Annotated in this window: 23 protein-coding genes; 7 read left to right on the top strand and 16 right to left on the bottom strand. The window is 68.7% G+C overall.

The features are described 5' to 3' along the window. The first annotated feature begins 18 nt into the window (after positions 1-18). From L3Q65_RS41755 to L3Q65_RS41745, 3 genes are read left to right on the top strand one after another with little or no spacing between them, the layout of a single operon-like run. Positions 19-414: a DUF3224 domain-containing protein gene (locus tag L3Q65_RS41755; RefSeq protein ID WP_182896374.1), complete on the top strand. Its 396-nt coding sequence runs from the start codon at positions 19-21 to the stop codon at positions 412-414. 11 nt (positions 415-425) lie between these two features. Further along, positions 426-1,544, top strand: a complete 1,119-nt coding sequence (locus L3Q65_RS41750; protein ID WP_237598093.1) for a winged helix DNA-binding domain-containing protein — start codon at positions 426-428, stop codon at positions 1,542-1,544. Positions 1,545-1,565: 21 nt separating this feature from the next. Beyond that, positions 1,566-2,516, top strand: a complete 951-nt coding sequence (locus tag L3Q65_RS41745; protein WP_237598092.1) for a squalene cyclase — start codon at positions 1,566-1,568, stop codon at positions 2,514-2,516. Here the strand turns inward: L3Q65_RS41745 and L3Q65_RS41740 are convergent. The 11 genes from L3Q65_RS41740 to L3Q65_RS41690 form a co-directional block, all read right to left on the bottom strand. Further along, entirely contained in the window at positions 2,513-3,121 is a 609-nt protein-coding gene (locus L3Q65_RS41740) for a formylglycine-generating enzyme family protein (RefSeq protein ID WP_370648239.1), read from the bottom strand. The two genes, L3Q65_RS41745 and L3Q65_RS41740, sit on opposite strands and share 4 nt — an antisense overlap. A gap of 16 nt (positions 3,122-3,137) precedes the next feature. Further along, positions 3,138-4,265: a uroporphyrinogen-III synthase gene (locus tag L3Q65_RS41735; protein ID WP_237598090.1), complete on the bottom strand. Its 1,128-nt coding sequence runs from the start codon at positions 4,263-4,265 to the stop codon at positions 3,138-3,140. After that, positions 4,262-4,594: a nitrite reductase small subunit NirD gene (gene nirD / locus L3Q65_RS41730; protein ID WP_182896378.1), complete on the bottom strand. Its 333-nt coding sequence runs from the start codon at positions 4,592-4,594 to the stop codon at positions 4,262-4,264. The genes L3Q65_RS41735 and nirD overlap by 4 nt, the downstream gene beginning before the upstream one ends. Further along, a complete protein-coding gene (nirB, locus tag L3Q65_RS41725; RefSeq protein ID WP_237598089.1) occupies positions 4,591-7,095 on the bottom strand; it encodes a nitrite reductase large subunit NirB in 2,505 nt (834 codons plus the stop codon). Before nirB ends, nirD begins: the two co-directional genes overlap by 4 nt. Position 7,096: 1 nt before the next feature. Next, positions 7,097-8,434, bottom strand: a complete 1,338-nt coding sequence (locus L3Q65_RS41720) for a NarK/NasA family nitrate transporter (RefSeq protein ID WP_237598088.1) — start codon at positions 8,432-8,434, stop codon at positions 7,097-7,099. Between the two features lie 26 nt (positions 8,435-8,460). Continuing rightward, a complete protein-coding gene (locus tag L3Q65_RS41715; RefSeq protein ID WP_237598087.1) occupies positions 8,461-9,885 on the bottom strand; it encodes an FAD-dependent oxidoreductase in 1,425 nt (474 codons plus the stop codon). Next, the gene (locus L3Q65_RS41710) at positions 9,882-11,918 is read right to left on the bottom strand and encodes a molybdopterin oxidoreductase family protein (protein ID WP_182896382.1); all 2,037 of its coding nucleotides are present in this window, start codon (positions 11,916-11,918) and stop codon (positions 9,882-9,884) included. The genes L3Q65_RS41715 and L3Q65_RS41710 overlap by 4 nt, the downstream gene beginning before the upstream one ends. A gap of 115 nt (positions 11,919-12,033) precedes the next feature. Continuing rightward, positions 12,034-12,831: a TIGR02569 family protein gene (locus L3Q65_RS41705; RefSeq protein WP_182896383.1), complete on the bottom strand. Its 798-nt coding sequence runs from the start codon at positions 12,829-12,831 to the stop codon at positions 12,034-12,036. A gap of 445 nt (positions 12,832-13,276) precedes the next feature. Continuing rightward, positions 13,277-14,458: an adenylyltransferase/sulfurtransferase MoeZ gene (gene moeZ, locus L3Q65_RS41700; protein ID WP_182894351.1), complete on the bottom strand. Its 1,182-nt coding sequence runs from the start codon at positions 14,456-14,458 to the stop codon at positions 13,277-13,279. A 98-nt stretch (positions 14,459-14,556) separates the two neighbouring features. Next, positions 14,557-15,720 (bottom strand): DUF3152 domain-containing protein, encoded by a 1,164-nt coding sequence (locus L3Q65_RS41695; RefSeq protein ID WP_182894352.1) that lies wholly within the window; start codon positions 15,718-15,720, stop codon positions 14,557-14,559. 80 nt (positions 15,721-15,800) lie between these two features. Continuing rightward, complete coding sequence (locus L3Q65_RS41690; protein WP_220508085.1) at positions 15,801-16,814, bottom strand: alpha/beta fold hydrolase; 1,014 nt, start codon at positions 16,812-16,814, stop codon at positions 15,801-15,803. An 81-nt stretch (positions 16,815-16,895) separates the two neighbouring features. Here L3Q65_RS41690 and L3Q65_RS41685 point away from each other — a divergent pair, with 81 nt between their 5' ends. Both L3Q65_RS41685 and L3Q65_RS41680 read left to right on the top strand, forming a co-directional pair. After that, positions 16,896-17,519 carry a TetR/AcrR family transcriptional regulator gene (locus tag L3Q65_RS41685; RefSeq protein WP_009072985.1) on the top strand — a complete coding sequence of 208 codons (624 nt, stop codon included), beginning with the start codon at positions 16,896-16,898 and terminating at the stop codon, positions 17,517-17,519. Between the two features lie 4 nt (positions 17,520-17,523). Next, positions 17,524-18,198, top strand: a complete 675-nt coding sequence (locus L3Q65_RS41680; RefSeq protein ID WP_237598086.1) for an alpha/beta fold hydrolase — start codon at positions 17,524-17,526, stop codon at positions 18,196-18,198. On the opposite strand, the gene L3Q65_RS41675 is transcribed toward L3Q65_RS41680, so the two are convergent. The 3 genes from L3Q65_RS41675 to L3Q65_RS41665 all read right to left on the bottom strand — a co-directional run bounded on the left by L3Q65_RS41675 (position 18,199) and on the right by L3Q65_RS41665 (position 21,821). Further along, a complete protein-coding gene (locus L3Q65_RS41675; RefSeq protein ID WP_220508086.1) occupies positions 18,199-19,785 on the bottom strand; it encodes an ATP-binding protein in 1,587 nt (528 codons plus the stop codon). A gap of 146 nt (positions 19,786-19,931) precedes the next feature. Beyond that, positions 19,932-20,840: an alpha/beta fold hydrolase gene (locus tag L3Q65_RS41670; protein ID WP_182894356.1), complete on the bottom strand. Its 909-nt coding sequence runs from the start codon at positions 20,838-20,840 to the stop codon at positions 19,932-19,934. A gap of 72 nt (positions 20,841-20,912) precedes the next feature. Continuing rightward, entirely contained in the window at positions 20,913-21,821 is a 909-nt protein-coding gene (locus tag L3Q65_RS41665; protein WP_067586114.1) for a diiron oxygenase, read from the bottom strand. A gap of 116 nt (positions 21,822-21,937) precedes the next feature. Here L3Q65_RS41665 and L3Q65_RS41660 point away from each other — a divergent pair, with 116 nt between their 5' ends. Both L3Q65_RS41660 and L3Q65_RS41655 read left to right on the top strand, forming a co-directional pair. Beyond that, on the top strand, positions 21,938-22,723 hold the full coding sequence (locus tag L3Q65_RS41660; RefSeq protein WP_037815860.1) for a TetR/AcrR family transcriptional regulator: 786 nt from the start codon (positions 21,938-21,940) through the stop codon (positions 22,721-22,723). Positions 22,724-22,737: 14 nt separating this feature from the next. Continuing rightward, the gene (locus L3Q65_RS41655; protein ID WP_182894357.1) at positions 22,738-23,058 is read left to right on the top strand and encodes a DUF4873 domain-containing protein; all 321 of its coding nucleotides are present in this window, start codon (positions 22,738-22,740) and stop codon (positions 23,056-23,058) included. Between the two features lie 86 nt (positions 23,059-23,144). Here L3Q65_RS41655 and L3Q65_RS41650 read toward each other — a convergent pair whose 3' ends face one another. Next, entirely contained in the window at positions 23,145-23,375 is a 231-nt protein-coding gene (locus L3Q65_RS41650; protein ID WP_009072973.1) for a DUF3107 domain-containing protein, read from the bottom strand. A 103-nt stretch (positions 23,376-23,478) separates the two neighbouring features. Continuing rightward, entirely contained in the window at positions 23,479-24,162 is a 684-nt protein-coding gene (locus tag L3Q65_RS41645) for a ferritin-like fold-containing protein (RefSeq protein ID WP_182894358.1), read from the bottom strand. Positions 24,163-24,516: the final 354 nt, after the last annotated feature.

The raw sequence follows: 24,516 nt of genomic DNA, 5'->3' as shown, positions 1-24,516 counted from the left end.
GGTGATTGAGTGAGCGGCATGAACACGTTTGGCATGACGAAGTGGGAAGAGCACGTGGCGAGCGGCGAGGAGGGCGGGCCGCGCGTCGCCTACGTGCACGCCGCGATGGAGTACTCCGGCGTGATCGAGGGTGCGGCCACGGGCGACTACCTGCTGTACTACCCGGGCGAGGGCTACGACGGCGGCGCGACCACGTCGCCGGGCTACGACCGGTTCGAGGGCACAGTCGACGGCCGCCGCGGCACGTTCATCGTCCGCCAGGAATGGGGTTTCGACCCGAAGAGCATCCGCTCGGAATTCGAGGTCGTGGCCGGTTCCGGCACCGGCGAACTGGCGGGCATCCGCGGCACCGGCACCGTGCACGGCGTACTGGGCGAGCCGACCGTGTCCTACACCTTCGACTACACGATCTGAAGGAGGCCGGGATGCTGGAGGTGTCGCGCGAACAGGCGCTGGCGTACCGGATCGCCGAGCAGGGGTTGCACCGCTCCGTCGCCGATCCGCACGACCTGCCGTTGCTGGACCTCGGATTGCAGGACAGCATGCGCGACACCGCCCTGCTCTCGCTGGCGGCCCGGATGCCGGATCCGGTCACGCCGGAGTCTCTTGTGGACGATCAGCGGCTCGCCCTGGTGTGGTCGCACCGGGGCGCGCCGCATTTTCACCGGCGTGCGGATCTGCCGGAGCTGACAGCCGCCTTGGTGCCGATCGACGATCCGGACGCGCTGGCGCGGATGCTGTGGCAGAAAAAGGACATCCAGGCAGCCGACGAGTCCCCTGTGGACATTGTGTTCACGACCGCGCGGGCGATCCGCAAGGTGGTCACCAAGCCGATGACCAAGGGTGTGGTGAGCGGGGAAATCACGAAGCTGCTGCCATCCTCCTTCAGCCGGTGGTGCCGCCCCTGCAACGCGACCCACGTGCACGAACAGCTCATGCGCGTCGCTTCTCTCCACGGCGGGGCGCGGCTCGAAGCCGGGCAGAGTCCGGCGACGCTCGCTCCGCTGGAGGGTCGCGGACGGATGTCCACGCGTCCGGTTCCGGCGGCGGTTTCGCGGGTGCTTCAGCAGTATTTGCGCTTCAACGGACCTGCTACGCCGGGTGACGCGGCCGGTTTCGTCGGCACTGCGAAGACCTGCATAACCAAAACTTGGCCATCGGCGGTTACCGAGGTCAAAGTGGACAGCCGGCGAGCCTTCATCCCGGATGATCAGTTGGCCGCGCTGGAGAACCCGCCGTCGCCCGCCGGAGTGCGTCTGCTGCCTCCGCTCGATCCGTATACGCAGAGTCGCGACAAAGCCGTCCTCGTTCCGGACAAAGCGCGAGCGAAAGAGGTGTGGAAAATTCTCGGCAGCCCTGGTGCGTTATTAGTCGACGGCGAGATTCTGGGTACTTGGCGGATGAAGGCGTCCGGCAAACGACTGGCTTTCACGCTGGCCGAATTCGATCCGCTCCGTCGCGCGGACCGTGCCGCGGCCGAGGACGAGGCGGCCCGGGCCGCGTCCGCACGGGGTTACCAGGACTTTTCCGTGACCTGGGCTTGACCGGCGGGCTAAAGTTCTGACGTGCTGAAATGGCTGCTCGACTCGGATCCGACGCTGCGCTGGCAGGTCGAACGGGACTTAGCGGACGCGCCGCCCGAAGTCTGGACGGCCACCCGGCACAAGATCGCGACCGAGGGCTTCGGCGCGCGACTCCTCGCCCGGCAGGACCCGGACGGGCAGTGGGCTGGCGGCGCTTACTTCCCGGCGCGATTCGAGTCCGGCCCCGATACCGGACAGCCGTGGACGGCCACCACCTGGTCGCTCACCATGCTGCGCGAATGGGGCATGGATCCGGCGGTCCTGCGCGCCAACCGCACCGCCGAGCTGATCGCTGAGAATTCCCGATGGGAATACGAAAATTTGCCGTACTGGGGCGGTGAGGTCGACGTCTGCATCAATGCCTGGACCCTCGCGAACGGCGGCTGGCTCGGCGTCGACGTCTCACAGCTCGCCCGCTGGTTCTCCGAACACCAGTTGGCCGACGGCGGCTGGAACTGCGAATGGGTCGACGGGTCGAAGCGCTCGTCCTTCCACTCGACGCTGAACGCCGTGAAGGGCCTGCTCGCCTACGACATCGCGACCGGCGGCACCGACGAGACGCACGCCGCCCGCCGCGCCGGTGAGGAGTACCTGCTCGAACGCCGCCTGCTGTATCGGCTTTCGACTGGCGAGCAGGTGGCGTCCTGGGTCGACCACTTCGCGTACCCGATGCGGTGGCACTACAGCGCGATCAACGCCCTCGAGCACTTCCGCGAAGCCGCCATTGTGGACGACGTTCCGCCGGACCCGCGTCTCGCCGACGCCGTCGAACGGGTTCGCGCCGCCCGGCAGCCGGACGGAACTTGGCTACAGGACGGTCGATTGCGCGGCGACATGTGGTTCGAGGTCGACGTACCGGCCGGGGAACCTTCGAAGTGGCTGACGCTGTACGGCACCCGGATTCTGTCCTGGTGGGACTCCGCGCAGTCCTAACTGGACCGTGCGACGCGAAAGCCGACATCGTCCACGCGGAACGTCGGGTGGCTCCGGCGACGCACCGACACCCGGACACTCCAGTGCTCGTCCGCCCAGCCGCCGCCCTTGAGCACCCGGTACTCGCCGTAGACCGCCGGATCGTAGAGATCCCAGCACCAGTCCCAGGCGTTGCCGAGCAGATCGTAGGCGCCCCAGGCGTTCGGAAGCTTCTCACCGGACGGATGCAGCCGACCGCCGGAGTTTCCTTCGTACCAGGCGATCTCGTCCAGGTCGCCGTACCTCGGGCCCGCAGTGCCCGCTCGGCAGGCGTGTTCCCATTCGGCTTCCGTAGGCAGCCGGTAGCCCGATGAAGACCGGTCCCACTCCACGTCGCCGCCGTCAAGCCGATACGCCGGTGGCAGTCCGTCCCGTTCGGACAGTGCGTTGCAGAACCGCACCGCGTCCAACCAGGACACCTCGACGGCAGGCAGACGACCGCCGCCGTCGTATTGCTCCTGAGTGACCGGGAACGCGCCAAGCTCGAACGCGGGCACCTCGACTGTCCAGCTGCGCTCTGTCCGCCGGTCGGTGAGCGTCACCGTTCCCGGCGGGATCGGGACCATCCGCACCGTGTCGAGGCTAGCCGATCGGCGCTGGGGTGTCGCCGGGATTCATCGCCAACCGATAACCACGCTTGACCACTGTCTGCACCACCCCGGTACCGCCGAGGGACGTCCGCAACCGGCCGATCGCCGTCTCCACCGCGTGCGCCTCGCCGCCGGAGGGAAGCTCGGCGGACAACTCCCGGCGCGCGACCACTCGGCCGGGCTGTCGCGCGAGCGCGCGCAGGAGCGCCATCGGCGCTGGAGCGATCTCGCGCCATTCGCCGTCGACTAGCGCACCCGTGCCGCGGATCTGCAACACATGACCGGCGGCATACAGCGTCGGCGAGGCTGTGACCAACGCGTCCGCAACCGTTCTCGCCAGCGCGCCGATCCGCGACCGTAGCGGTTGGACAGTCGAAATACCCAGCGAAGCGAGCGGCGCGGCCGTGATCGGTCCCACACACGCCACGACCACACGGCTGCTCAACACCTCGATCAACGCACCGAGCCGACCGGTCCGCCGCGCCATCGCGACAGTGGACGCGGCAGCGGGCGCGCTCGTGAACGGCAGCGCGTCGATCGTTCCTTCCAAAACGGCGTCCAACAGCCGGTCCAGCGGTCCCGGATCGGCCGGAGCCACCCAGCGGTACACCGGGATCTCGATCACCTCAGCGCCCGCCTGCCGAAGGGTCTCCGCAAAGTACGGCAGCGGCTCGCCGTGCAGTTGCAACGCGATCCGGCGTCCGTCCACTCCGGACTGCGTCAAGTACTGCAACAGCTCCGCGCTGCTTTCCGACGCAGGCGAATAGTCCTCCGCCAACCCGGCCGTCCGCACCGCTCCAGCCGCCTTCGGGCCGCGCGTCAACAGCGAAGCGTTCGACAGGTGGTCGAGCACCTTCTCGCCGAGACCCCAGCCTTCCGCGGCCTCAATCCATCCGCGGAACCCGATCCCGGTCGTCGCCACCACGATGTCCACCGGCGACTCCAGCAATCGCATCGTCGCCGCGTGCAGTTCGGTGTCGTCGGCCAGCGGCACGATCCGGATCGCGGGTCCATACCGGACGGCAGCGCCCTGGCGCACAAGCAGCGCGCCCAGCTCTTCAGCCCGGCGCGCTGCCGTGATTCCCACCGTGAACCCGGCCAGCGGCCGGACGTCCGTCACGGCGAGCCCACCTCGATCACCCCGTCCCGTACGCGAACCGGATACACCGGCACCGAAACCCCTTCCGCGTCGAGGCACGCGCCGCTGCGGAGCGAGAACCGTTCTTTGTAGACCGGCGACGCGACCACCGGCTCTCCCCCGGCGTCGCCGACGATCCCGCGCGACAGCACGGCCGCACCACTGCACGGATCCCAATTGGACAGTGCGTACCAACCGTCGCCGGCGTGGAACACCGCGACCTGCTGACCGTCGATCAGTGCTGCCGCTCCGGAGAACTCCGGGATGGCCCCCGCCGCGCAGACCGCCGTCCAGGATGAAGTCATGGTCATCGTCGCACCTCCGGAACTCCCAGCAGCACCGGGATCTTCTGCTCCCGCTCCGCCCGGAACGAAATCGACGGGTCCGGTGTCCCCGGCGCGTTCACGAACGAACTGAACCGCGCCAGCTTGTCCGGATCCTCCAGCACTCCTCGCCATTCGTCGGTGTAGCCCTCGATGTGCTTAGCCATCGCCGCGTCCAGGTCCTCGCAGATGCCGAGGCTGTCGTCCACGATCACCGCACGCAGGTGGTCAAGTCCGCCGTCGAGCTCCTCGATCCACGGTGCCGTGCGCTGCAACCGATCCGCCGTGCGCACGTAGAACATCAGGAACCGGTCAATCGTGCGGACCAGCGTCTCGGTATCCACATCAGACACCAGCAGTTCCGCGTGCCGCGGCGTCGCTCCGCCATTGCCGCCGACGTAGAGGTTCCATCCGTGTTCGGTGGCGATCACGCCGAAGTCCTTGCCGCGCGCTTCAGCACATTCACGCGCGCATCCGGATACCCCGGCCTTGATCTTGTGCGGCGACCGCAGTCCGCGATACCGCAGCTCCAGATCGATCGCCAATCCCACGCTGTCCTGGACGCCATAGCGGCACCAGGTCGAGCCGACACAGGATTTGACCGTCCGCAACGACTTGCCGTACGCATGCCCGGACTCGAAGCCCGCGTCGACCAGTCGCCGCCAGATGTCCGGCAACTGGTCCACCGTGGCCCCGAACAGGTCGATCCGCTGTCCGCCGGTGATCTTCGTGTACAGCCCGAAATCCTGCGCGACCTGTGCGATCACCATCAGCTTCTCCGGCGTGATTTCGCCGCCGGGAATCCGCGGTACCACCGAGTAGCTGCCGTTGCGCTGCATGTTCGCGAGGAACCGGTCATTCGTGTCCTGCAGCGCCGCCTGCTCGCCGCCGAGGATGTGCCCGTTGCCCAGCGTCGCCAGGATCGACGCCACCGCGGGCTTGCACACCGCGCACCCCGTCCCGGTGCCGTACCGACTCACGACCTCGCTGAACGTCGTCATCCGAGTCGCGCGGATGATCTCGAACAGCTCCGCACGAGACTGCGCGAAGTGTTCGCACAACGCCTTCGACTGCTCGACCCCGCACGCGTTCAGCAACTTGGCCAGCATCGGCACGCACGAGCCGCATGACGTTCCCGCCCGCGTGCACGCCTTCAGTTTCCCGACCGAATCACAACCGTCCTCGGTGATCGCCCGGGTCAGCGCGCCCTTGGAAACGCCATTGCACGAACAGACCTGCGCCTCGTCCGGCAACGCGTCCACGCCGACCGCCGCACCGCCGCCGGCCGGGGCGAGCAACGCGCCCGGGTCGGCGGGCAGCGGACGCCCGACCAGCGCGCGGAGCGTGTTGTACTCCGCCGCGTCGCCGACCAGGACCCCGCCGAGCAGCGTCCGGCCGTCGTCAGTCACCACGAGCTTCTTGTACGTTCCGGCCACGGCGTCGTTCACCGCGACTTCCAACGAGCCCTCGGTGGCCGCGTGCGCGTCGCCGAAACTGGCGACGTCCACGCCCATCAGCTTCAGCTTCGTTGCGGTGTCCGGTTCGGGGAAACTCGCCGTCGTGCCGGTGAGCTGTGCCGCGACCACCTCCGCCATCGCGTACCCGGGCGCGACGATGCCATACACCCGGCCTTCGACCGCCGCGCACTCGCCAATCGCGTAAACCGCCGAGTCGCTGGTCCGGCACGTCGCGTCGACCAGCACGCCACCGCGCTCGCCAACGTCCAAACCGGACTCCCGGGCCAAGTCGTCCCGAGGACGGACACCGGCGGAGAAGACCACCAGGTCGACGTCCAGCTCCGTACCGTTGCCCAGCCGGGCCAGCAACCGCGAGCCGTCGGCCTCGATCGCGTCCGTCGAGGTTCCAGTGTGGACGGTTACGTCAAGGTTCGTGATGAGCCGCCGCAACAGACCGCCGCCGCCGTCGTCGACCTGCAACGGCATCAGCCGCGGTGCCATCTCCACCACATGCGGCGACAACCCCATGTCCCGCAACGCCTTCGCCGCCTCCAGACCGAGGAGACCACCGCCGATCACCACCGCTGCACGGCGGCCGCGGCCCTGCCGTTCAGCTGCGGCACGAATCGCGTCGAGGTCTTCGATCGTCCGGTACACGAACACGCCCGGCAGATCCCGCCCCGGCACCGGCGGTACGAACGGACGCGAACCGGTCGCCAGCACCAGCGAGTCGTACCGCTCGACGTGTCCGGAAGCTGTCGTCACCGTCTTGGCTTCGCGGTCCACCGACACGACGACCTCGCCAAGCCGAAGCTCGACCATGTCATCGTCTGCGTAATCCGAGCCAGGCAACGCCAAGGCGGCCGGATCCCAGCTGTCCACATAGGAGGTCAACGCGACCCGGTCGTAAGCGGGACGGTTCTCCTCACCGAAGACGACGACCCGCCACTCGCCCGCCGCGTCTGCCGCGCGAAGTGCCTCCACGAACCGGTGCGCGACCATGCCGTGCCCGGCGACCACCACTGTAGGCATTTCAGACCTCCGCTCCTGCCAACGCCACCTGCGCACGCACCGCCGGCTTGCGCAGGTAGCCGAACCACGTCACACCCACGCACACCGCGTAGAAGACCAGGAATCCGACGAACGCCGGAACGCCGCTGTGCGCTTCGGCGAACGACTGCCGGAAGGCGAGGTTGATGAACAACCCGCCCAGCGCGCCGATCGCACCTGCCAAGCCGATCAATGCCCCGGACAGCCGACGCGCGTTGCGCAATTCCGTCGCCTCGTCCGCACCGGCTTGAATCGCGGCCCGCGCCTTTACCTGGAAGATCGCCGGGATCATCTTGTACGTCGATCCGTTGCCGATTCCGGTGAGCACGAACAAAACGATGAACGCGGCGGTGAACGTCGCCAGCGAGTCCGCGGAAGAAGCCAGCACCAAGACCACGGTCGCCAACGCCATCGCCCCGAATGTCGCGAAGGTGACGCGACCGCCGCCGATGCGGTCCGACAGCCATCCGCCGATCGGCCGGGACAGCGAACCCAGCAGCGGACCGAGGAACGTCACCGCGGCCGCCTGCAACGGCGTCCGGCCGAACTGGTTCTGCAGCACCAAACCGAAAGCGAAGCTGTAGCCGATGAAGGAACCGAACGTGCCGACGTACAGCAGCGACATCACCCAGGTGTGTCCATAACGGACCACCTCGCGCATGGCCTTGGTGTCACCGCGAACACTGGCCAAGTTGTCCATGAACAACGCGGCGCACGTCGCGGCGATGACGATCAGGGGAAGGTAGATGTACAGGACCAATCGCGGCGCGGTCGCACCAGCGGTGCCGATGACGAGGAGTCCGACGAGCTGAATCACCGCGACGCCGAGGTTTCCGCCGCCGGCGTTCAATCCGAGCGCCCAGCCCTTGTACCGTTCTGGATAGAAGGTGTTGATGTTCGCCATCGAGGACGCGAAGTTGCCGCCGCCGACCCCGCCAAGCGCGGCCATCAGCACGAACGTGCCCAGCGAAGTACCCGGGTGCAGCACTATGGCGGTCAGCACTGTCGGAATGAGCAGCAGCACGGCGCTGATGACTGTCCAATTGCGACCGCCGAAGCGCGCGACCGCGAAGGTGTACGGGATCCGCATGATCGCGCCGACCACGGTCGGGGTGGAGACCAGCAGGAATTTGTCCGCCGCGCTGAACCCGTAGGCCGGGCCCATGAACAGCACCACGACCGACCACAAGGTCCAGATCGAGAAGCCGATGTGCTCGGAGAACACGGAGAACCACAGATTGCGCCGGGCGACGCGCTTGCCGGTCGTTTCCCAGAACTCGTCGTCCTCGGGATCCCAATGCTCGATCCAACGGCGGGTCATGGCGTCCTCCTCGTTACCGGGGGCGGTCATTGCGCGGCCAGCCAGTCCGCGACCGCGCCGACCGTGTCGCGGCAGCTGCCGCATCCCGTGGTGGCGCGGGTGGTGCGGGCGAGTGCGGCAGCGTCGGTGGCGCCACCCCGCCAGGCTTCGATCAGCCGGCCTTTGGTCACCGCGTTGCAGCGGCAGATCACTGTGGACGAAGGAAGATCGGCTGGGCTCGCCGCCGTTGGCGCGCCCGCGGGCAGCGCACGGCCGAGCAGCACCGCGAGCCGGTCTTCGGGTACCGGAGTGCCCCGGTCGTGCAGCTGCGTCACGGTCGCCGCCGCGTCTGGCAGGCCGAGCAGGATCGCACCGGTCACCCGGTCGCCGCGGACGACCAGTTTGCCGTACCTGCCGCCGGACGGATCGTCGAAGGTCACGACCTCGGCGGCGGCGTCCTCGCTGGTCACCTGCGTTTCGCCGAGCGCGGCGAGATCGATGTCGCGGGCCTTGAGCCGGGTTACCGTGCGGGTGCCGCGGTAGCGCGCTGTGGCGTCCGAGCCGGTGAGCAGATCCGCGAGCACCGCGGCCTGTTCCCACGCGGGCTGCACCAATCCCGGTGGCGCACCGGGGTGCCGCGCGCAGTCGCCCAGCGCGTGGATGCGGCCGTCGCTGGTCCGGAGCAGATCGTCCACCAGGATTCCGCGGTCCACCGCCAGCCCGGCGGCTTCGGCGAGCGACGTCTCCGGGCGGACTCCGGCCGCGACCACGACCAGGTCTGCGGGAACGAAGCTGCCGTCGTCGAGTTTCAGACCGTCTCCGGGCAGGTGCCGAGCGGCCGTCACCTCGAACCGGAACGTCACGCCCAGCTCCGCCAGCCGACGGGCCAGCACCCGGCCCGCGCCGGAATCCAGTTGCCGCTCCAAGACGTGCGGCTGCGGATGCACCACGGTCACGTTCGCTCCGCGACCGGCCAGCCCTCGTGCGGCTTCCAGGCCGAGCAGCCCGCCGCCGAGTACCGCGACCGGCGCGCCCGGACGAGCGGCGTCCACGATGCGCGCGCAGTCGTCCAGCGTCCGGAACGCCACGACCTCCGGTCCGAGTTCGAGCCCTTCGACCGGCGGCAGCCAAGGCGCGGCTCCGGTCGCGAGAACGACCGCGTCGTAAGGAAATTCGTCAGTTTCAGTGCAGACGACCCGGCGCACCGCGTCGATCCGCGTCACCCTGGTTCCGAGCCGCAGATCGACCCGGGTCTGCGCGGCCCACTCGGAATCGTGCAACCGCACCGTGTCCGGACTCATCCCGCCTGCGACCACAGTGGACAGCAGCACCCGGTTGTAGGCCGGATGCGGTTCTTCGCCGAGCACGGTCAGCCGCACTCGGTCGCCTTCCGGATCGCGCCGCCGGATCTCGTCGGCGAGCCGGGCCCCGGCCATTCCGTAACCAATGATGACGACGTTCCGCGCGCTCATGCTTCCGCCCTCGCCAACGACACCGCGCACACCTTGAACTCCGGCATCCGGCTCACCGGGTCGAGCGCCGGGTTGGTCACCAGATTCGCCCGTGCCGCACCGGGAAAGTGAAACGGCAGGAAGACGAGGTCCGCCCGCATCGACGGCACGCACCGCACCCGCGCGACGGTTTCCCCGCGTCGCGATCGCACCAGCGCACGGTCGCCGTCGGCCAGTCCGGACCGCGCCGCGGTATCCGGATGCACTTCGACGAACACCTCTGGCACGACCGCCGTCAACTCCGCGATCCGGCGGGTCTGGGCTCCGGATTGGTAGTGCTGCAATACGCGACCGGTCGTGGCCTGCAACGGAAAAGCCTCGTCCGGCAGCTCAGCGGGTCCGCTGTGGTCAACCTCAGCGAACCGTGCCCGGCCGTCCGGATGCGCGAAACCGTCGAGAAACATTCGCGGCGTGCCTGGGTGCGTCTCGTCCGGAACCGGCCAGTGCAACGCTTCTCCGGACCGCAATCGTTGGTAAGTCACGCCGGAGTAGTCCGCGGCTCCGCCCTTCGACGCGGCACGCAGCTCCTCGAAGACCTCCCCCGCCTCGTCCGGGAACCTCTCCGCAGGTTGTCCAATGCGGACTGCGAGATCCCGCAACAACGACAGATCGCCGCGCACTCCGTCCGGCGGCTCGATCGAGCGTTGCCGCAAGAGGACTCGACCTTCGAGGTTGGTCAGCGTGCCCTCCTCCTCGGCCCATTGCGGGACCGGGAAGACCACGTCAGCCAGCTCCGCGGTTTCCGACAGGACGAAGTCCGCCACCACGAGAAGATCCAGACCGGCCAACCGATCCTGCACACGCGACGAGCGCGGTGCCGACACCACCGGATTGCTCCCGAACACCAGCAATGCCTTGATCGAATCGCCCAGCTCGTCGAGCAGTTCGACCGCCGACCGTCCGGGTCCGGGCAAGCTTTCCGCTGGCACGCCCCAAACCTGGGCGACATGCGCCCGCGCCGCCGGGTCGTCGATCTTGCGGTAGCCCGGCAGCTGATCCGCTTTCTGCCCGTGCTCGCGTCCGCCCTGGCCGTTGCCTTGCCCGGTCAGACAGCCGAAGCCGGATCCGGCGCGACCGGGCAATCCCAACGAGAGGGCGAGATTGATCCACCCGCCGACTGTCGCGGTGCCCGAAGCGTGTTGCTCCGTCCCACGCCCAGTAAGCACGTATGCGTTGCCTGCCCGAGCCAGCATTTCCGCGGCCTGCCGCTGATCCGCGGCCGAGACCCCGGTCACCCGCTCGACCCGTTCCGGCCACCACGTCGCGGCAATGCGCCACATTTCGTCGAATCCGGACGTCCGAAGATCCACATAGGACTTGTCCAGGTGTCCCTCGGCGACGACCGCGTGCAGAATTCCCAACGCCAGCGCGAGATCCGTGCCCGGCGCCGGCGCGAGATGCAGGGCGGCCCGCTCGGCTGTCGGCGTGCGACGCGGGTCGATGACGATCAGTTCCGCACTATCGAGATGCTGCATGAACGGCGGCATCGTCTCGGCCGGGTTCGCCCCGGCGAGCAGCACGACATCCGCGTTCGCAAGATCGGTTACCGGAAACGGAAGTCCGCGGTCCACCCCGAACGCGCGCATCCCGGCCGCGGCGGCCGAGGACATGCAGAATCGGCCGTTGTAGTCGATTTGCGACGTTCCGAGCGCGACCCGAGCGAATTTCCCGAGCAGGTAAGCCTTTTCGTTCGTGAGTCCGCCGCCGCCGAACACGGCGGCCGAATCCGCGCCGTGGTCCCGACGCGAGGCCAGCAGCCGGTCCGCGACGAAATCCAGTGCCTCGTCCCAGGGGACCGGCTGCAGTTCCCCGTCGCGGCGGAGCAGCGGGGAGCTCAGGCGTGCGCCGGATTTCAGCAGGGCGCCGGCGGTCCAGCCTTTCTGGCACAGGCCGCCCGCGTTGACCGGGAAGTTCCTTGGCGTGACCCGGGTCTCGTCCAGGCGCATCCCGCACTGCAGAGCGCAGTACGGGCAATGTGTGTCGACGTGCGGCACAGGCGCTCCTCGAGTCGGCGATGACCCGACGGTAAGGACGCCGTGTTACCTCGAAGTGCCGGAATGTTTCAGGCAGTTGACATTGCCCGCCGTCACACCGGGGGTGCGCGGTGAGTCAGAGGATCGCGCTGACCTCGCGGGCCGCTGCGCGCAGGCCGTCCAATGCGGCATTCGTGGACTTGGGGTCCAATGCGTGTGACGCGAGACGGAAGAGGATGGCACGCAGCAGGAGCTGGGGCCATTCGGGGAGGTGAGCCCAGCGCTCCAAGAGGGCTCCGGTCGCGCCGCCCCAGATCAGCGAGTCGACCGCGGCGATCGCCGCACCCCATTCGCCTGGGCGGTAATACGGGACGAAATCGACTACGCCGGGGGCTGCGTCGCCGTCGAAAAGCAGGCCGGCCAGGAGTTCGCCGTGAGCGACCTGGTGCGGGAGTTTGATCGGGCGGCGGGCCGGGGCCAGGATTTCGAACCAGCGGCCGCCTTTCTCCTCGGAGAGGGGACGGTCTTGTTCTTCCCAGGCGATTCGGTCGGCTATCGCGTCGATGTCGTCGCGTGCGGAGAGGAAGTCCGGTCGAGGAAGGTCTGCCGTTGCCCGGTGCAGGCGTACCGCGGCGAGGACTGCTTCGTCGCAGCGGTGCTCGGCGGCACCGGGGAGGTAGCGCCAGGCTGACCAGTCTCCGACGATCCAGCGGCCGTCTCGCGAGCGGACTGGTTTGGCGATGCGGAGGCCGGGGTCTTCGGCGAAGTCCAGGGCTCGGGCGGTCCAGAGGGCTTGAGAGCGGTCGGTGACGCGTTTGAAGACCACGTCTCCGGCGTGCCAGGTTTCGGAGTCCGGGAGAAGGGTGATGGCGTCGGCGTCGCTGCCGAACGCGGAGCAGACGCGTTCGGAGGGACGTTCGAGGGTTGACCGCACAAAGGGGGAGGTTACCCCGGGGTGGGCGTGGTTCCCGGGGAGACTCGCTGGTCGGTGATTCGGCTCGTCGCCTGGCGGCGACCTTGCCGGGGTGGTTGCGTGGGGCACCCCGAAGCTTGATTGTGCTGACGGTCTGGGCGCCTCGATGGTTGAGTGCACCGGCTGCGGTGTCGTAGGCGGTGGGGGCTAACGCCCCAATGTGGCATTGGGTGCATGCGACGCACCCAATGTGGCGTTCGGTGCGCCTGACGCACCCAATGCCACATTGGGGGCGCATTCCGGCGGGTGGGCGGGGCGGAGCGGGGCGGGGCGGGGCGGAGCGGGGCGTGAGGGGAACCCTGGGTGAAACAGAGTCAGTGAGGGTGGCGCACGTACCGCGAAAAGCCGTGAAGGGCTCCTTGAGGGAATCTAAGTCCCTCAAGGAGCCCTTCACGGACAGACGTGCTCAGTAAGTCGGCAGGCTTGGGTCGATCTGCCGGGCCCAGGCCAGGACTCCGCCGCCCAGGTGGGTGGCGTCCTTGAAGCCTGCTGCATGCAGTGCTGCCAGTGCCTCAGCCGAGCGGGCGCCGGACTTGCAGTGCAGGACGATCGGCTTGTCCTGCGGCAGCTCCGCCAGTGCCTCGCCGGAAAGGATGCGGTCCTTCGGGATCAGCGTGGCGCCCTTGATGTTCACGATCTCGTACTCGTGCGGCTCGCGGACGTCGATCAGGGCGAAGTCCTCGCCCGCATCGAACTTGGCCTTCAGTTCCGCGGGGGTCAGGGTGCTGCCCGAGGCGGCCGAGGCGGCTTCGTCCGACACGACGCCGCAGAAGGCCTCGTAGTCGATCAGTTCGGTGATCTTCGGGGTCTCCGGGTCCTTGCGGATCTTGACCTCGCGGTACTTCATCTCCAGCGCGTCGTAGGAGATCAACCGCCCGAGGAGCGGCTCTCCGATGCCGGTGATGAGCTTGATCGCCTCGGTCACCATGATCGAGCCGATCGACGCGCACAGCACGCCGAGTACGCCGCCTTCGGCGCAGGACGGGACCATGCCGGGAGGCGGCGGCTCGGGGTACAGATCCCGGTAGTTGAGACCCTTGCCGTTCGGGGCGTCCTCCCAGAAGACGCTCACCTGGCCTTCGAACCGGAAGATCGAACCCCACACGTACGGCTTGCCGAGCAGCACCGCCGCGTCGTTGACCAGGTACCGGGTCGCGAAATTGTCCGTGCCGTCGAGGATCAGGTCGTACTGCTCGAAGATCTCCAGCGCGTTCGCCGATTCGAGCCGCTCGGTGTGCAGGTGCACCTTGACCAGCGGGTTGATCTCGGCGATGGACTCCTGCGCCGACGCGGCCTTGAGCTTGCCGACGTCGGACTGGCCGTGGATCACCTGGCGCTGCAGGTTGGATTCGTCGACGACGTCGAAGTCGATGATGCCGAGCGTGCCCACGCCGGCGGCCGCCAGGTACAGCAGCGCCGGGCTTCCGAGCCCGCCCGCACCGATGACCAGGACCTTCGCGTTCTTCAACCGCTTCTGCCCGACCACCCCGACGTCCGGGATGATCAGGTGACGGCTGTACCGGGCCACCTCTTCCTTGGTGAGCTCGGCTGCCGGCTCGACGAGCGGCGGCAGTGCCGTGTCTGACATCGGGTCCTCCATACTCGCGCGGGTCGCGTAGTCGATCCCAGTATGTTCAACGCCCGCTCGCAAGGGACACTTCCCTGCTCTCAGATCGTGGGACGTTGTTACTGGCCCGGCGGGGTCGGGTTCGGCCACGCGTTCGGCTTGCACACGCGGTGGTCCGCGGCGACCTTGCCCTTGTCGCCGCCGGGGATGTTGTTCAGCATCGCGACGTAGTCGTCGGCGACGCCGAACGACTGCTGCATCATCACCGGAGCCGGCTGGTCGTTTCCTGGGCAGCCCACGTGGTTGTTGCCCAGCGCGTGCCCGACCTCGTGGTTGATGGCGTACTGCCGGTACCCGGTCATATCGGACATGTAGACCTTCGCGCCGCGCACCCAGCGCGACAAGTTGATCAGCACCCGGCCCATGCTGCGCCGGTAGCAGGAGGCCTCGAATTTGATCTGGAACCCGCACGCGTCCGGCCGGTGCGTGGTGTCCGGCGTGGTGAGGCTCACCCGGAAACTCGGGTTCGGATAGCTCGAGTCGACCCGCTGCAACCGGATCTCGCCGTTCCAGGTCCAGCTGCGCGGATCGGACAAAATGCCCTGCACCGCGGTTCCGAAGCTGTCGTCGCCGGCGTAGCTCGCCGGATCGATGCCGTCCTCGACCTCGACGGTGTAGGTGTAGAGCTTCCCCGCTTTGCCCACAACGTCGCTGGACCCGGGCACGACGTGCCAGGTGCCCTTGCCCGTCTGCGTGAAATTGCCGCCGGCAGGCAGGTCGGCGGTGGGCACGTTGAGATTCACCGGCTGCGCGGGGTTCTCCGGGATGCCGCCGCCACCGTCGATCGCGCCCGAGGACGTGTCGCCGGACGCGACTTCGCCGCTGCTGCCGGCCGTGCCGGCCTCGGGCGAACTGGTGGCGGTGTTGACAGCGACCAGCACAGTGATCACGGCCAGGATCGGCAGCGCGTACACGCGCCAGCCGTAGGTCTTCACGAACCGGCCGAACGGCGACTGCTTCTTCTTCGGAGCCGGGCGCTTCTCGGAGCCGCCGTCCTTGGGCTTCCAGGCGGCGGCGAGCGGCTCGGCGCTGGTGCGCCTGCTGCCCGGCCGGTACCGGTCCTCGCCCACGCGCTGGGCGGGCTTGCGCGCGGGCCGGTACTGGCCGACGCGCGGAGAGTCGGCCTCCGCATCGCCGGATCCGGAGGACGCTGAACGCCGGGCCGACCCGGCGGTCGGGCCCCGCCGGTCCTTCGCTCGCGCGTCCTGCTTCAGCCGGTCCACCGACCCAGGGTGCCACACGGCGGCGACGTTCCCGGCAGCGACTGGCGGGCTCCCCGGCGATCCGCGGTCCCCCGTCCGGGCTACCAGGAGCCCTTGTCCGCGCCCTCCCAGAGACCCAGTACGGCCTTGGCCACTACCTGCGGGCGTTCCATCTGCGCAACGTGTCCGGTGCGCGGGAGGACCAGCATCCGGGCGCGGGGAATCGTCTGCGCCGTCCGCAGCGCGCGCTTGACCGAGATCACCCGGTCGTGGAGCCCCCAGACCACCAGCGTGGGGGCCTCGACCTGTTTGGCGACCGACCACAGCGACGCGGCGCCGAGCGCGGTCCAGCGCCGGAAGATGCCGAACGTGCTGCGCTCCATCGCGGCCAGCGCCCACGGGAACCCGGCACGCGCGGCGTGCTCCTCGACCAGTTCGTCCAGCCGGGCGTCCGGGAAGCGCGACGGATCGTGGAAGCACAGCTTGATGACCTGCGCGGCGCGTTCGCGGGCGGTCATCCCGGCCATCCGGCGGCGCACCCTCGCCCCGACCACCGGGAGATAGGCCAGCGCCATCAGCGGATCGGACAGCCTGCGCGGGTCCGGGCGGCGGTCCGGCATCGCCGGGGAAATCAGCGTGAGAGTTCTCACCAGCTCCGGCCGCCGTGCCGCGACCAGCAGCGAGATCGCGCCGCCCATCGAGTTGCCGAGCAGATGCACCGGTTTGCCGAGCCGCTCCAGCTTGCTCGCGATGACCTCGGCGTGGTCGTCGAGGCTGTAGGCGAATCCTTCCTCGGGTTCCGAATAGCCGAATCCGGGCAGGTCAACGGCTTGTCCGGAAGCAGTGGGGGCGAGCAGCGCGGCGAGGTCGGTCCAGTTCGTGGACGATCCGCCGAGCCCGTGCACGTAGACCGCGGGCGTGCCGTCCGGACCGGGCGTGTGCCGGATGTGCAGGCCGTCTTCGACCGTTCCCGGCCAGGCAGGCAGCGCCCCGTCGAGCGGCGGAAGGGGCGTAGTCGACAATGGCACCTGGGTCACCGGCGGGCGGACCGCCGCCGCGGTGGCGGGGCGGGAGGTCGTGGTCGTCACCAGTCCAGGATGCCTGACCCTTGGCATTTCGGGCGTACCCACGAGTAATGTCAGGTTCACTTCACGCGGTGGTGAACCCGCCCGGCGAAGGCTGCGGACGGAGGAAGAATGACGGAGATGGCGCGACTGCAACGAGGCGTCCGGTTGCCCCGGACCGAGCGCCGGGCCCAGTTGCTGACGGCCGCGCAGCGCGTCTTCGCCGAGCACGGCTACCACGCGGCGGCGATGGACGAGATCGCCGAGGAGGCCGGGGTCAGCAAACCGGTCCTCTACCAGCACTTCCCCGGCAAGCTCGACCTGTACATCGCGCTGCTGGAAAGCCACGTCGACGACCTTGTCGGCCGCGTGCAGGGCGCGCTGAACTCCACCACGGACAACCGCCAGCGCGTCCCGGCCACGGTCGGCGCGTTCTTCGACTTCGTGAACAACGACGCCGGCGCGTTCCGCATGGTCTTCGAATCCGATCTCCGCGGCGAACCCGCCGTGCAGGAGGCGGTGGACCGCGCGACCTCGGCCAGCGTCGAGGCCATCACCGAGACGATCACCTCCGACGCCGGGCTGGACGAGGAGAAGGCCCGCCTGCTCGCGGTCGGCCTGGTCGGGATGAGCCAGGTCAGCGCGCGTTACTGGCTGCAGCACAACCAGTCGATGAGCCGCGAGGACGCGGTGGCGCTCACCGCGAACCTCGCCTGGCGCGGCATCGGCGGCGGTTTCCCGCTCAAGGACAACTGAGTCCGTGCCCGTCGTGGCGGTGCCGGGCACGTTGTGCAGCCCACGGATATACGCACCGCTGGCGGCCGCGCTGCCCGACCGGCTGGACGCGGTCGACTGGATGACCGCACCGGGTCCGTGGGGGATCGAGGACATCGCGGCGCGAGTCGCCGACCGGATCGACCAGCACGGCGGCCCGGTCACTCTCATCGGACACTCCACTGGCGGCTGTATCGCGGCGATGGTCGCGGCCACCCGGCCGGAACTGGTGTCCGCGCTGCTGCTCGCGAACACCGGCGCGCACATGCGCGGGCACGGCGACGTCGACCGGATCCTCGCCACGATCGCCGCCGAATGGGGCCCCGACCTGCACGCGGCCGTCCTCGACCGGTCCTTCGCCACTCCGTTGCCGCCGGATCTGCGCACTGAACTGCTCGGCTACGCCGCCCGCGTCCCGGCCGAAGCCGCGCTGGAAGCCCTGACGAGCCAACGGGATCTGGACCTCACGCCGCGGCTCGCGTCGATCCGCTGCCGGGTCACGGTGCTGCACGGAATCCACGACCGCGCCCGCACGCTCGCGGACGCCCAGCACCTTGTCGACCACCTTCCGGACAGCGAACTCGTCACCGTCGGGACCGGGCACTCGCCGATCTGGGAAGACGTCCCGGCCACCGTCGCCGCGCTCGAACGGCTCCGCTAGTCATTCGCGCGGTTTTCGCTGGCGGGGCACCGATCTCGCCGTCCCGGGCAGCTCGACCAGCAGTTGCTCGAGGTGGCCGCTGTCTGGTGCCGCGCCGCGGGAATCGGTCAGCCAGGCGTCGGATTTGCTTCGCCGCGACGGTTGTTCGCTGTCGGACAACAAGGCGACGTAGCAGCCGTAGTCGATGGCGAACCCGTCGTAGAGCGTTCCCGGCCGCTTTCGGTTGACGATCCCGCGCCGTACCAAGTGAACGAGCCTGGCGTCGTACAGATCGCGCATGGTCTCGTCGTGCGCGCCGCTGGCGTGGTCGAGCAGGAAAGTACGCGAGCGTCGTCGGCCCACCACCTCGTCCACCAGCCAGCGAAGCGTCGTCAAGGCCGGTTCGTTCCCGGCGATGGCGGCGTATTTGTCGCGCAGATACCAATCCTGCGCGGCCTGCCGGACGTGCCGGATCCCGATCGTCGCCGTATTCGCGTGCTGCGCGGCCAACGCGGCGATGTTGATCGCGTCGCGGGGCACCCCCTCGGCCGCGCGCACGAGTTCGGGAAACGCGGTGCGGCTGAACGCCGTCGCCACGAATTCCGCGGCGTCGTCGGTCACCGGCATCCGCGGTCGTACGTGATTGAGGAAGAGCTCGGCGAAAAACTGTCTCGACTGGGTTCGGCCGTGGTCGAACAGGAGCACGTCGTCGAAGCTGACCGCGGAGGCCGCGTCCGCGCCGGCCTCGATGCCGACGTAATCGCCTGCGCAACCTGGTTCGCGGAACCGGGACCGGCGTTCGATCGCCGCGATCTTGACCGTCGTCCCGTGCGTCGGCAGCACGCTGCGGCGCAGCAGATCCGCCAGCAACGGTTGCAGCTCAAGGGGAATCGCACTCCACTCGTCCAGCAGCAACCACAGCCGGGCTGGTGCGAGTGCGGCCGTGATCCGCGCCAGTGCCCGGCTGAGCGGCCCGAAGATGACCTGATGATGCTCGGTTCCGGTGCGCCGCAAGCGATCCGAAGCTGTCACCGAATGCCGGCTGCTTCCCGACATCGTCACCTGACCACGCGGACCGCCCGGTCCCCAAGACGCCGAGGCCCCGGCGCTGGTCGACTGCTCCGCGGAACCCCCGACGGTCGTCTCCCGCTCGACGTTGCCGACGACCTCGACCGTCGTCGCCGCCTCGGTCAGCTCGTCCAGGCCCTGCAACAAGCCTTCCTGATCGGAAACCCTCGTCTCGATCGCCGTGGTCAGCAGCTGTTCGTGCACCGCTTCCAGCGTGTCGACCAGCAGCTGAGTCCCCCGGAGCGGCACCGGCAGCTGCTGATTCGCGTACAGGCCGCTGGTGGAGCCGATGGTGCGCAAATCCAGGTACACCGCGACGTCGTGGGTCTCCTCGACCAGATCGGCCAAGTACAGCAAGGCGTGCGTTTTCCCGGTGCCGCGGCGGCCGTAAAGGATCTGGTGGTCGGCGGAATGCAGCATCGCCGAAAACGACCCGGCCACCACGAAGGTTTTGGCCAGCGTGTGCCGGTCCACGCTTTCCGCCCGCCGGGAAATCGCCATCAGGCTCCGGTTGACGTGCGCGCTCAGCGGCTGCCCCATGCCCCGTCCTGTCTGTCGGCGACATCCCAGCCACCCAGCGTGACAGCGCCGGGCGGCCGGGAACAGCCGACAGTCAGGTACGAGCGCGAAAGGGCTGAACGCGCACGGTTACGAGCAGGTGGCTCTCGTGAGTGTTCATGCCGGTTCTAACCGGCATGAACACTCACGAGCCCCCCGATCCGTTTCGCGACCTCGGCCGCCCGTTCCTGCGGCAACATGTGCCCAGCACCGGGAAACCGGACAAACTCCGCGTCCGGCAGCTCGTCCGCGATCACTTTCGCGTGCGGCAGCGGGCAAAGCCGGTCCTTCTCCCCCGCCAGCACCACGGACGGGGTACCGCGCAAAGTCGCCAGCGCGACGCGCCGGTCATGCGTCGAGATCGCGTCCTGGAACGCGCCGAGGCTCGCCGGATGCGCGCACAGCAGCTGATCCGCCACCAGCCGGAGGTCCGCGCGGCGCGGGTGCTCCCCGAACACGAGGAACCGCGCCCCCGAACGCACCATCGCCGGGCTCAACGGCAGCCGCTCGCCCTTGCGGTGCGACAACGCTTTCGCCAGCCTGCGCTCGAACCGCGCGGAGAACTGGCCAGCCATTCCGGGCAGCCCCAGCGTGATCCGGTCCATCTGCCCCGAGGACGTCGCCACGAACGCCGCGCCGACCACCCGGTCCCGGACCAGGTCCGGATGCCGTTCGGCCAGCGCCATCATGGTCATGCCGCCCATCGAATGCCCGGCGAGCACCAGCGGACCCGACGGCACGCGCGCGGCGATCAGCTCGGCCAGATCGTCGGCCAGCCGCGGAATCGTCCCGGTTTCCTTGGTCGCGGGCGCGGAACCGCCGTGCCCGCGCAGGTCGTAGCGCAGGGTACGGACACCGGGACCGAGGTGGTCCATGACGCCGTCCCACGTGCGGTGGTCCTGCGTCCAGCCGTGCACCAGCACCAGCGTCACCGCGGCGTCGGCCGGGCCGCTCAGTTCGACGTGCAGCGCACAGCCGTCACTGGTCACGAACCGGTGCTCACGGGCGGGATTCCGCAACCGCTCTACGGTGGTCATTTCGCCTCCGCGGGAAAAAGTACGTCGGCGGTGGTCATTTCGCCTCCGCGGGAAAAAGTACGTCGGCGGTGGTCATTTGCCCTCCGGCAACAGGAAAGACTTGCGCCAGAACGGTTTCCCTGGCAACCCGACCAGACCGGACTCCTGCAGGAACGGCATGATCTTCTCCCCGGCCCACGCGATCGTCGCGCGCCAGTGCGGGTTGTTCAGCGCCGTCTCGACGCCCTCGCGCGGCCGGATCCCGACCGCCTTGTAGACGTTCGGGTTGATGAACGCCCGCGTCACGAAGTACGAGATCAGCGCGATGCTGAACTGCTGGTAGGCGACCTCCGCGCGGCCGAGCTTCGCCATGCCGCGGGTGACTTCCTCGCGGGCGAAGGTGACGTGCCGCGCCTCCTCCAGCACGTGGATCCGGTTCACCATCCGGACCAGCGGCTGGATCTCCTCGTCGTTCATCTGCTCGCGCTGCAGCCGGTCGAGCACCTCCTCGGCGACCAGGATCGCGCCGTAGCGCGCCGGGCCGTAGGAAATGGTCGGCATCAGCTTCGCGAACTGCCGCAGCACCGGCACCGGACCGTAGGTCGGGCAGCCGATTCGCGCGGACATCCGCGCGAACATCGTGGAGTGCCTGCACTCGTCGGCGATCTCGGTGAGCGCGAACTGCGCGTGCGCCGTCGTCGGGTCCTGTTCGTAGACCTCCTTGAGCAGCATCTGCATGAGGAGGATTTCGAACCACAGCCCGGTGGTCGCGATGCTGGCCATCTCGTGTTTGCCCAGCTCGATCCGCTGTTCCGGGCTCAGCCGGTCCCACAGCGGGGTGCCGTAGAGCGACGAGCGCTCCGGCAGGATGTACCGCTTGCCCTCGACCAGCGGCGCGTCCCAGTCGATGTCGACGTCCGGGTCGTAGAACTTGTTCGCCGCCGACTTCAGCAACCGCTGTGCCGTCGCCTCCCGGTCGGTCACCTTGAGCGTCCGCGTCATCATCAGCCCCTTCCAGCGCCTGACTCGCCGTTGAATCGAGAAGCCGCGTCCCGCCTGTCGCCACGGGAACTGTGCTCCAGAACATGTAACCCGTGGTAACAGTTACCTCTGGTAGCATGACCGCCGTGATCGAACGTGTCAAGCGCTCCAGCAAGCAGTCCGGCAAGCAGGCAGCCGACACCGAAACGAGCACCGGGGACGCCCGCCGCGATCGCTGGCGCAAGCACCGCATCGCCCGTCGCGCGGAGTTCGTCGAAGCGGCCCTGCGCGCGCTCGACGCACACGGTCCGGATCTCGGCATGGAGGACGTCGCCGCGGAAGCGGGCGTCACGAAACCCGTGCTGTACCGGCATTTCGAGGACAAGGCCGACCTGTACGTCGCACTCGGCCAGCGCGGCACGGAGATCCTTTTCGAACGGCTGATCCCGGCGATCAACGCGGAACTCGCGCCGGTGCCGCGGATCCGGATGGCGCTCGACGCGTTCTTCGGCGTCATCGAAGAACATCCGAACCTGTACCGCTTGCTGGCACACGGCGGACTGCCGGGCAAAACCACCGATTCGGACGTCGTCGCGGAGGACAAGGAGGTCATCGCGACCGCGCTGACCGCCCTGCTCGGCGACTACATGCGGATGTTCAACATGGACTCCGGCGCGGCCGAACCGTGGGCGCACGGCATCGTCGGCATGGTCCAGAGCACCGGCGAATGGTGGCTGGACCGGCGCTCGATGGGCCGCGATTCGGTGGTCGAGTACCTCACCCAGATCATCTGGGCGGCGATCGACGGGCTCACCCGTCAGCAGGGCGTGGTGATCGACCCGAACCTGCCGCTCGAGGAGAACAAGGTCGTCCAGCTCGGACGGACCGAGAACGACACCGCCGCCGGCGACGAGGCCGGCTGACGAGAGGACCCCGGATGAGCGACGAAGACGGCTACACCGGCTCGGCGACGCTGGTCGTCGACGGCACGGAAATCGCCGCGGACGTCGATCTGCGCGGCTATTTCCAGCCGATCGACGGTTATTACCACTGGTACGGCCGCGTCGCCGCGAACCCGAAGCTGGCCGATGCGGTCGGCGGGCGCAAGAAGGCGTGCGAGGTGCGTATCGGCGAGCACACCGCCGAGGGCGAACTGTCCGATCCGGACCCGTGGGGCCGCTACCGGCTCACCGGCACGTCCACACCGCCGTTCTCGGTCCCGAAAACACTGGCCGAGGTCGAAGAGGCCACCGCCTGACCGGTCCCCGGAAAGCCGTGAAGGGCCCCTTGAGGGAATCTGATTCCCTCAAGGGGCCCTTCACGGACCTTTAAAGCTCGGCTCGATCAGTCGCCGACGCCGAACCCGACCTTGCGGACGTCGGACGGGGCGATCTCGACGTACGCGATGCGGTCGGACGGGACCAGGTACTTGCGGCCCTTCTCGTCGTTGAGGCGGAAGAGCCCGTCACCGGCCGTCAGCGCCTCGGCGACCAGCTTCTCCACCTCTTCGGGAGTCTGGCCACTGGACACCACCAGCTCGCGCGGCGTGTCCTTGATGCCGATCTTGACCTCCACGTGGGACCTCCGCTGGAAACTCGTTGTGACTACGCCCGGCAAGGCTAACCGAAGCGGGCCGACGCGGTGGCGTGCGACCAGAAGGTGACTCGCGACCACTCGCTCAGCCCAGCCCCAGCGCCTGCATGCGCTTGGTGTGCCCTTGCTGCAACCGGCGGAACAGCGCGCCGATTCCCGCGAGGTCACCGGACCCGGCGACGATCAGTTCGGCCAGGCCATCGCGCTCGGCCACCACGTATTGCGCCTGGGTGAGCGCCTCGCCGAGCAGCCGGCGGCCCCACAGCGCGAGCTTGTCGCGGGCCTTCGGATCGGCCTTGATCCCGGCCGCGACTTCGCGTTCGGCGAACGCCGAATGCCCGGTGTCGGCGAGCACGGTCAGCACCAGGTCCTTGGTCTCCGGGTCGAGCCAGCTGGCGATCTCGCGGTAGAGATCGGCCGCGAGCCCGTCCCCGACATACGCCTTGACCAGCGACTCCAGCCACGACTTCGGCCGGGTGGAGCCGTGCCAGGCGTCCACTTGCGACACGAACGGGGCCATCGCGTCCTCGACCGCGACGCCGTTCGCGGCCAGATGCTTCGTCAGCAGATCGAGGTGCCCGATCTCGGCGGCCGCCATCGAGGCGAGCGCGGCGCGGCCGGCGAGCGTCGGCGCGCTGCGGGCGTCCTCGGCCATCCGGTCGAACGCGGACAGCTCCAGGTAGGCGATCACGCCGAGCAGGTCGACGACGCCTTCGCTGATCGCAGGCGGGGAGGTGGGGGGCGCGGCAGCTTCGGCGGGGTCGGTCACGGCGACGAGGGTATCGCCGAACCGCAGGCCCGCGCCGTGAAGAGACCGATCCCACGCCGCGCCGCCGCTCCCGGTATTCCCCGGAAAACACCTGACCAGCTACACTGCGGACGGATAAACAGAAGCTTCGCCGCGCCGGACCGCCTTTTTCTTAAGGGTTCCAGGAGCGGCGGGAACCAGGCGAACGGCCGGTGCCACCAGGGCGACCGGGGTTCGCCGAAAGTGTGCGTGCACGCCTCCCAGCGGCATTCCCGGGAGGGCGGCTCCGGCGCCACTGGCCTCCGCAGAAGAGGCCGCGGTGCGAGTCAGGCCCCCGGTCGAGTGTCGAGTGACAACCGGCCTGTGCGCGCTGGT

It is taken from the genome of Amycolatopsis sp. FU40, assembly GCF_021903635.1.
Lineage (GTDB): Bacteria > Actinomycetota > Actinomycetes > Mycobacteriales > Pseudonocardiaceae > Amycolatopsis > Amycolatopsis dendrobii.
This window is presented reverse-complemented; position numbering and strand designations above follow the sequence as displayed.

What these genes read in the sequence shown, in the direction of transcription:
- L3Q65_RS41755 (WP_182896374.1), top strand. Translation starts at nt 19, where the DNA reads ATGAACACGTTTGGCATGACGAAGTGGGAAGAGCACGTGGCGAGCGGC.
- L3Q65_RS41750 (WP_237598093.1), top strand. Translation starts at nt 426, where the DNA reads ATGCTGGAGGTGTCGCGCGAACAGGCGCTGGCGTACCGGATCGCCGAG.
- L3Q65_RS41740 (WP_370648239.1), bottom strand. Translation starts at nt 3,121, where the DNA reads ATGGTCCCGATCCCGCCGGGAACGGTGACGCTCACCGACCGGCGGACA.
- nirD (WP_182896378.1), bottom strand. Translation starts at nt 4,594, where the DNA reads ATGACCATGACTTCATCCTGGACGGCGGTCTGCGCGGCGGGGGCCATC.
- nirB (WP_237598089.1), bottom strand. Translation starts at nt 7,095, where the DNA reads ATGCCTACAGTGGTGGTCGCCGGGCACGGCATGGTCGCGCACCGGTTC.
- L3Q65_RS41720 (WP_237598088.1), bottom strand. Translation starts at nt 8,434, where the DNA reads ATGACCCGCCGTTGGATCGAGCATTGGGATCCCGAGGACGACGAGTTC.
- L3Q65_RS41715 (WP_237598087.1), bottom strand. Translation starts at nt 9,885, where the DNA reads ATGAGCGCGCGGAACGTCGTCATCATTGGTTACGGAATGGCCGGGGCC.
- moeZ (WP_182894351.1), bottom strand. Translation starts at nt 14,458, where the DNA reads ATGTCAGACACGGCACTGCCGCCGCTCGTCGAGCCGGCAGCCGAGCTC.
- L3Q65_RS41690 (WP_220508085.1), bottom strand. Translation starts at nt 16,814, where the DNA reads ATGCCAAGGGTCAGGCATCCTGGACTGGTGACGACCACGACCTCCCGC.
- L3Q65_RS41685 (WP_009072985.1), top strand. Translation starts at nt 16,896, where the DNA reads ATGACGGAGATGGCGCGACTGCAACGAGGCGTCCGGTTGCCCCGGACC.
- L3Q65_RS41675 (WP_220508086.1), bottom strand. Translation starts at nt 19,785, where the DNA reads ATGGGGCAGCCGCTGAGCGCGCACGTCAACCGGAGCCTGATGGCGATT.
- L3Q65_RS41670 (WP_182894356.1), bottom strand. Translation starts at nt 20,840, where the DNA reads ATGACCACCGTAGAGCGGTTGCGGAATCCCGCCCGTGAGCACCGGTTC.
- L3Q65_RS41665 (WP_067586114.1), bottom strand. Translation starts at nt 21,821, where the DNA reads ATGACGCGGACGCTCAAGGTGACCGACCGGGAGGCGACGGCACAGCGG.
- L3Q65_RS41660 (WP_037815860.1), top strand. Translation starts at nt 21,938, where the DNA reads ATGACCGCCGTGATCGAACGTGTCAAGCGCTCCAGCAAGCAGTCCGGC.
- L3Q65_RS41655 (WP_182894357.1), top strand. Translation starts at nt 22,738, where the DNA reads ATGAGCGACGAAGACGGCTACACCGGCTCGGCGACGCTGGTCGTCGAC.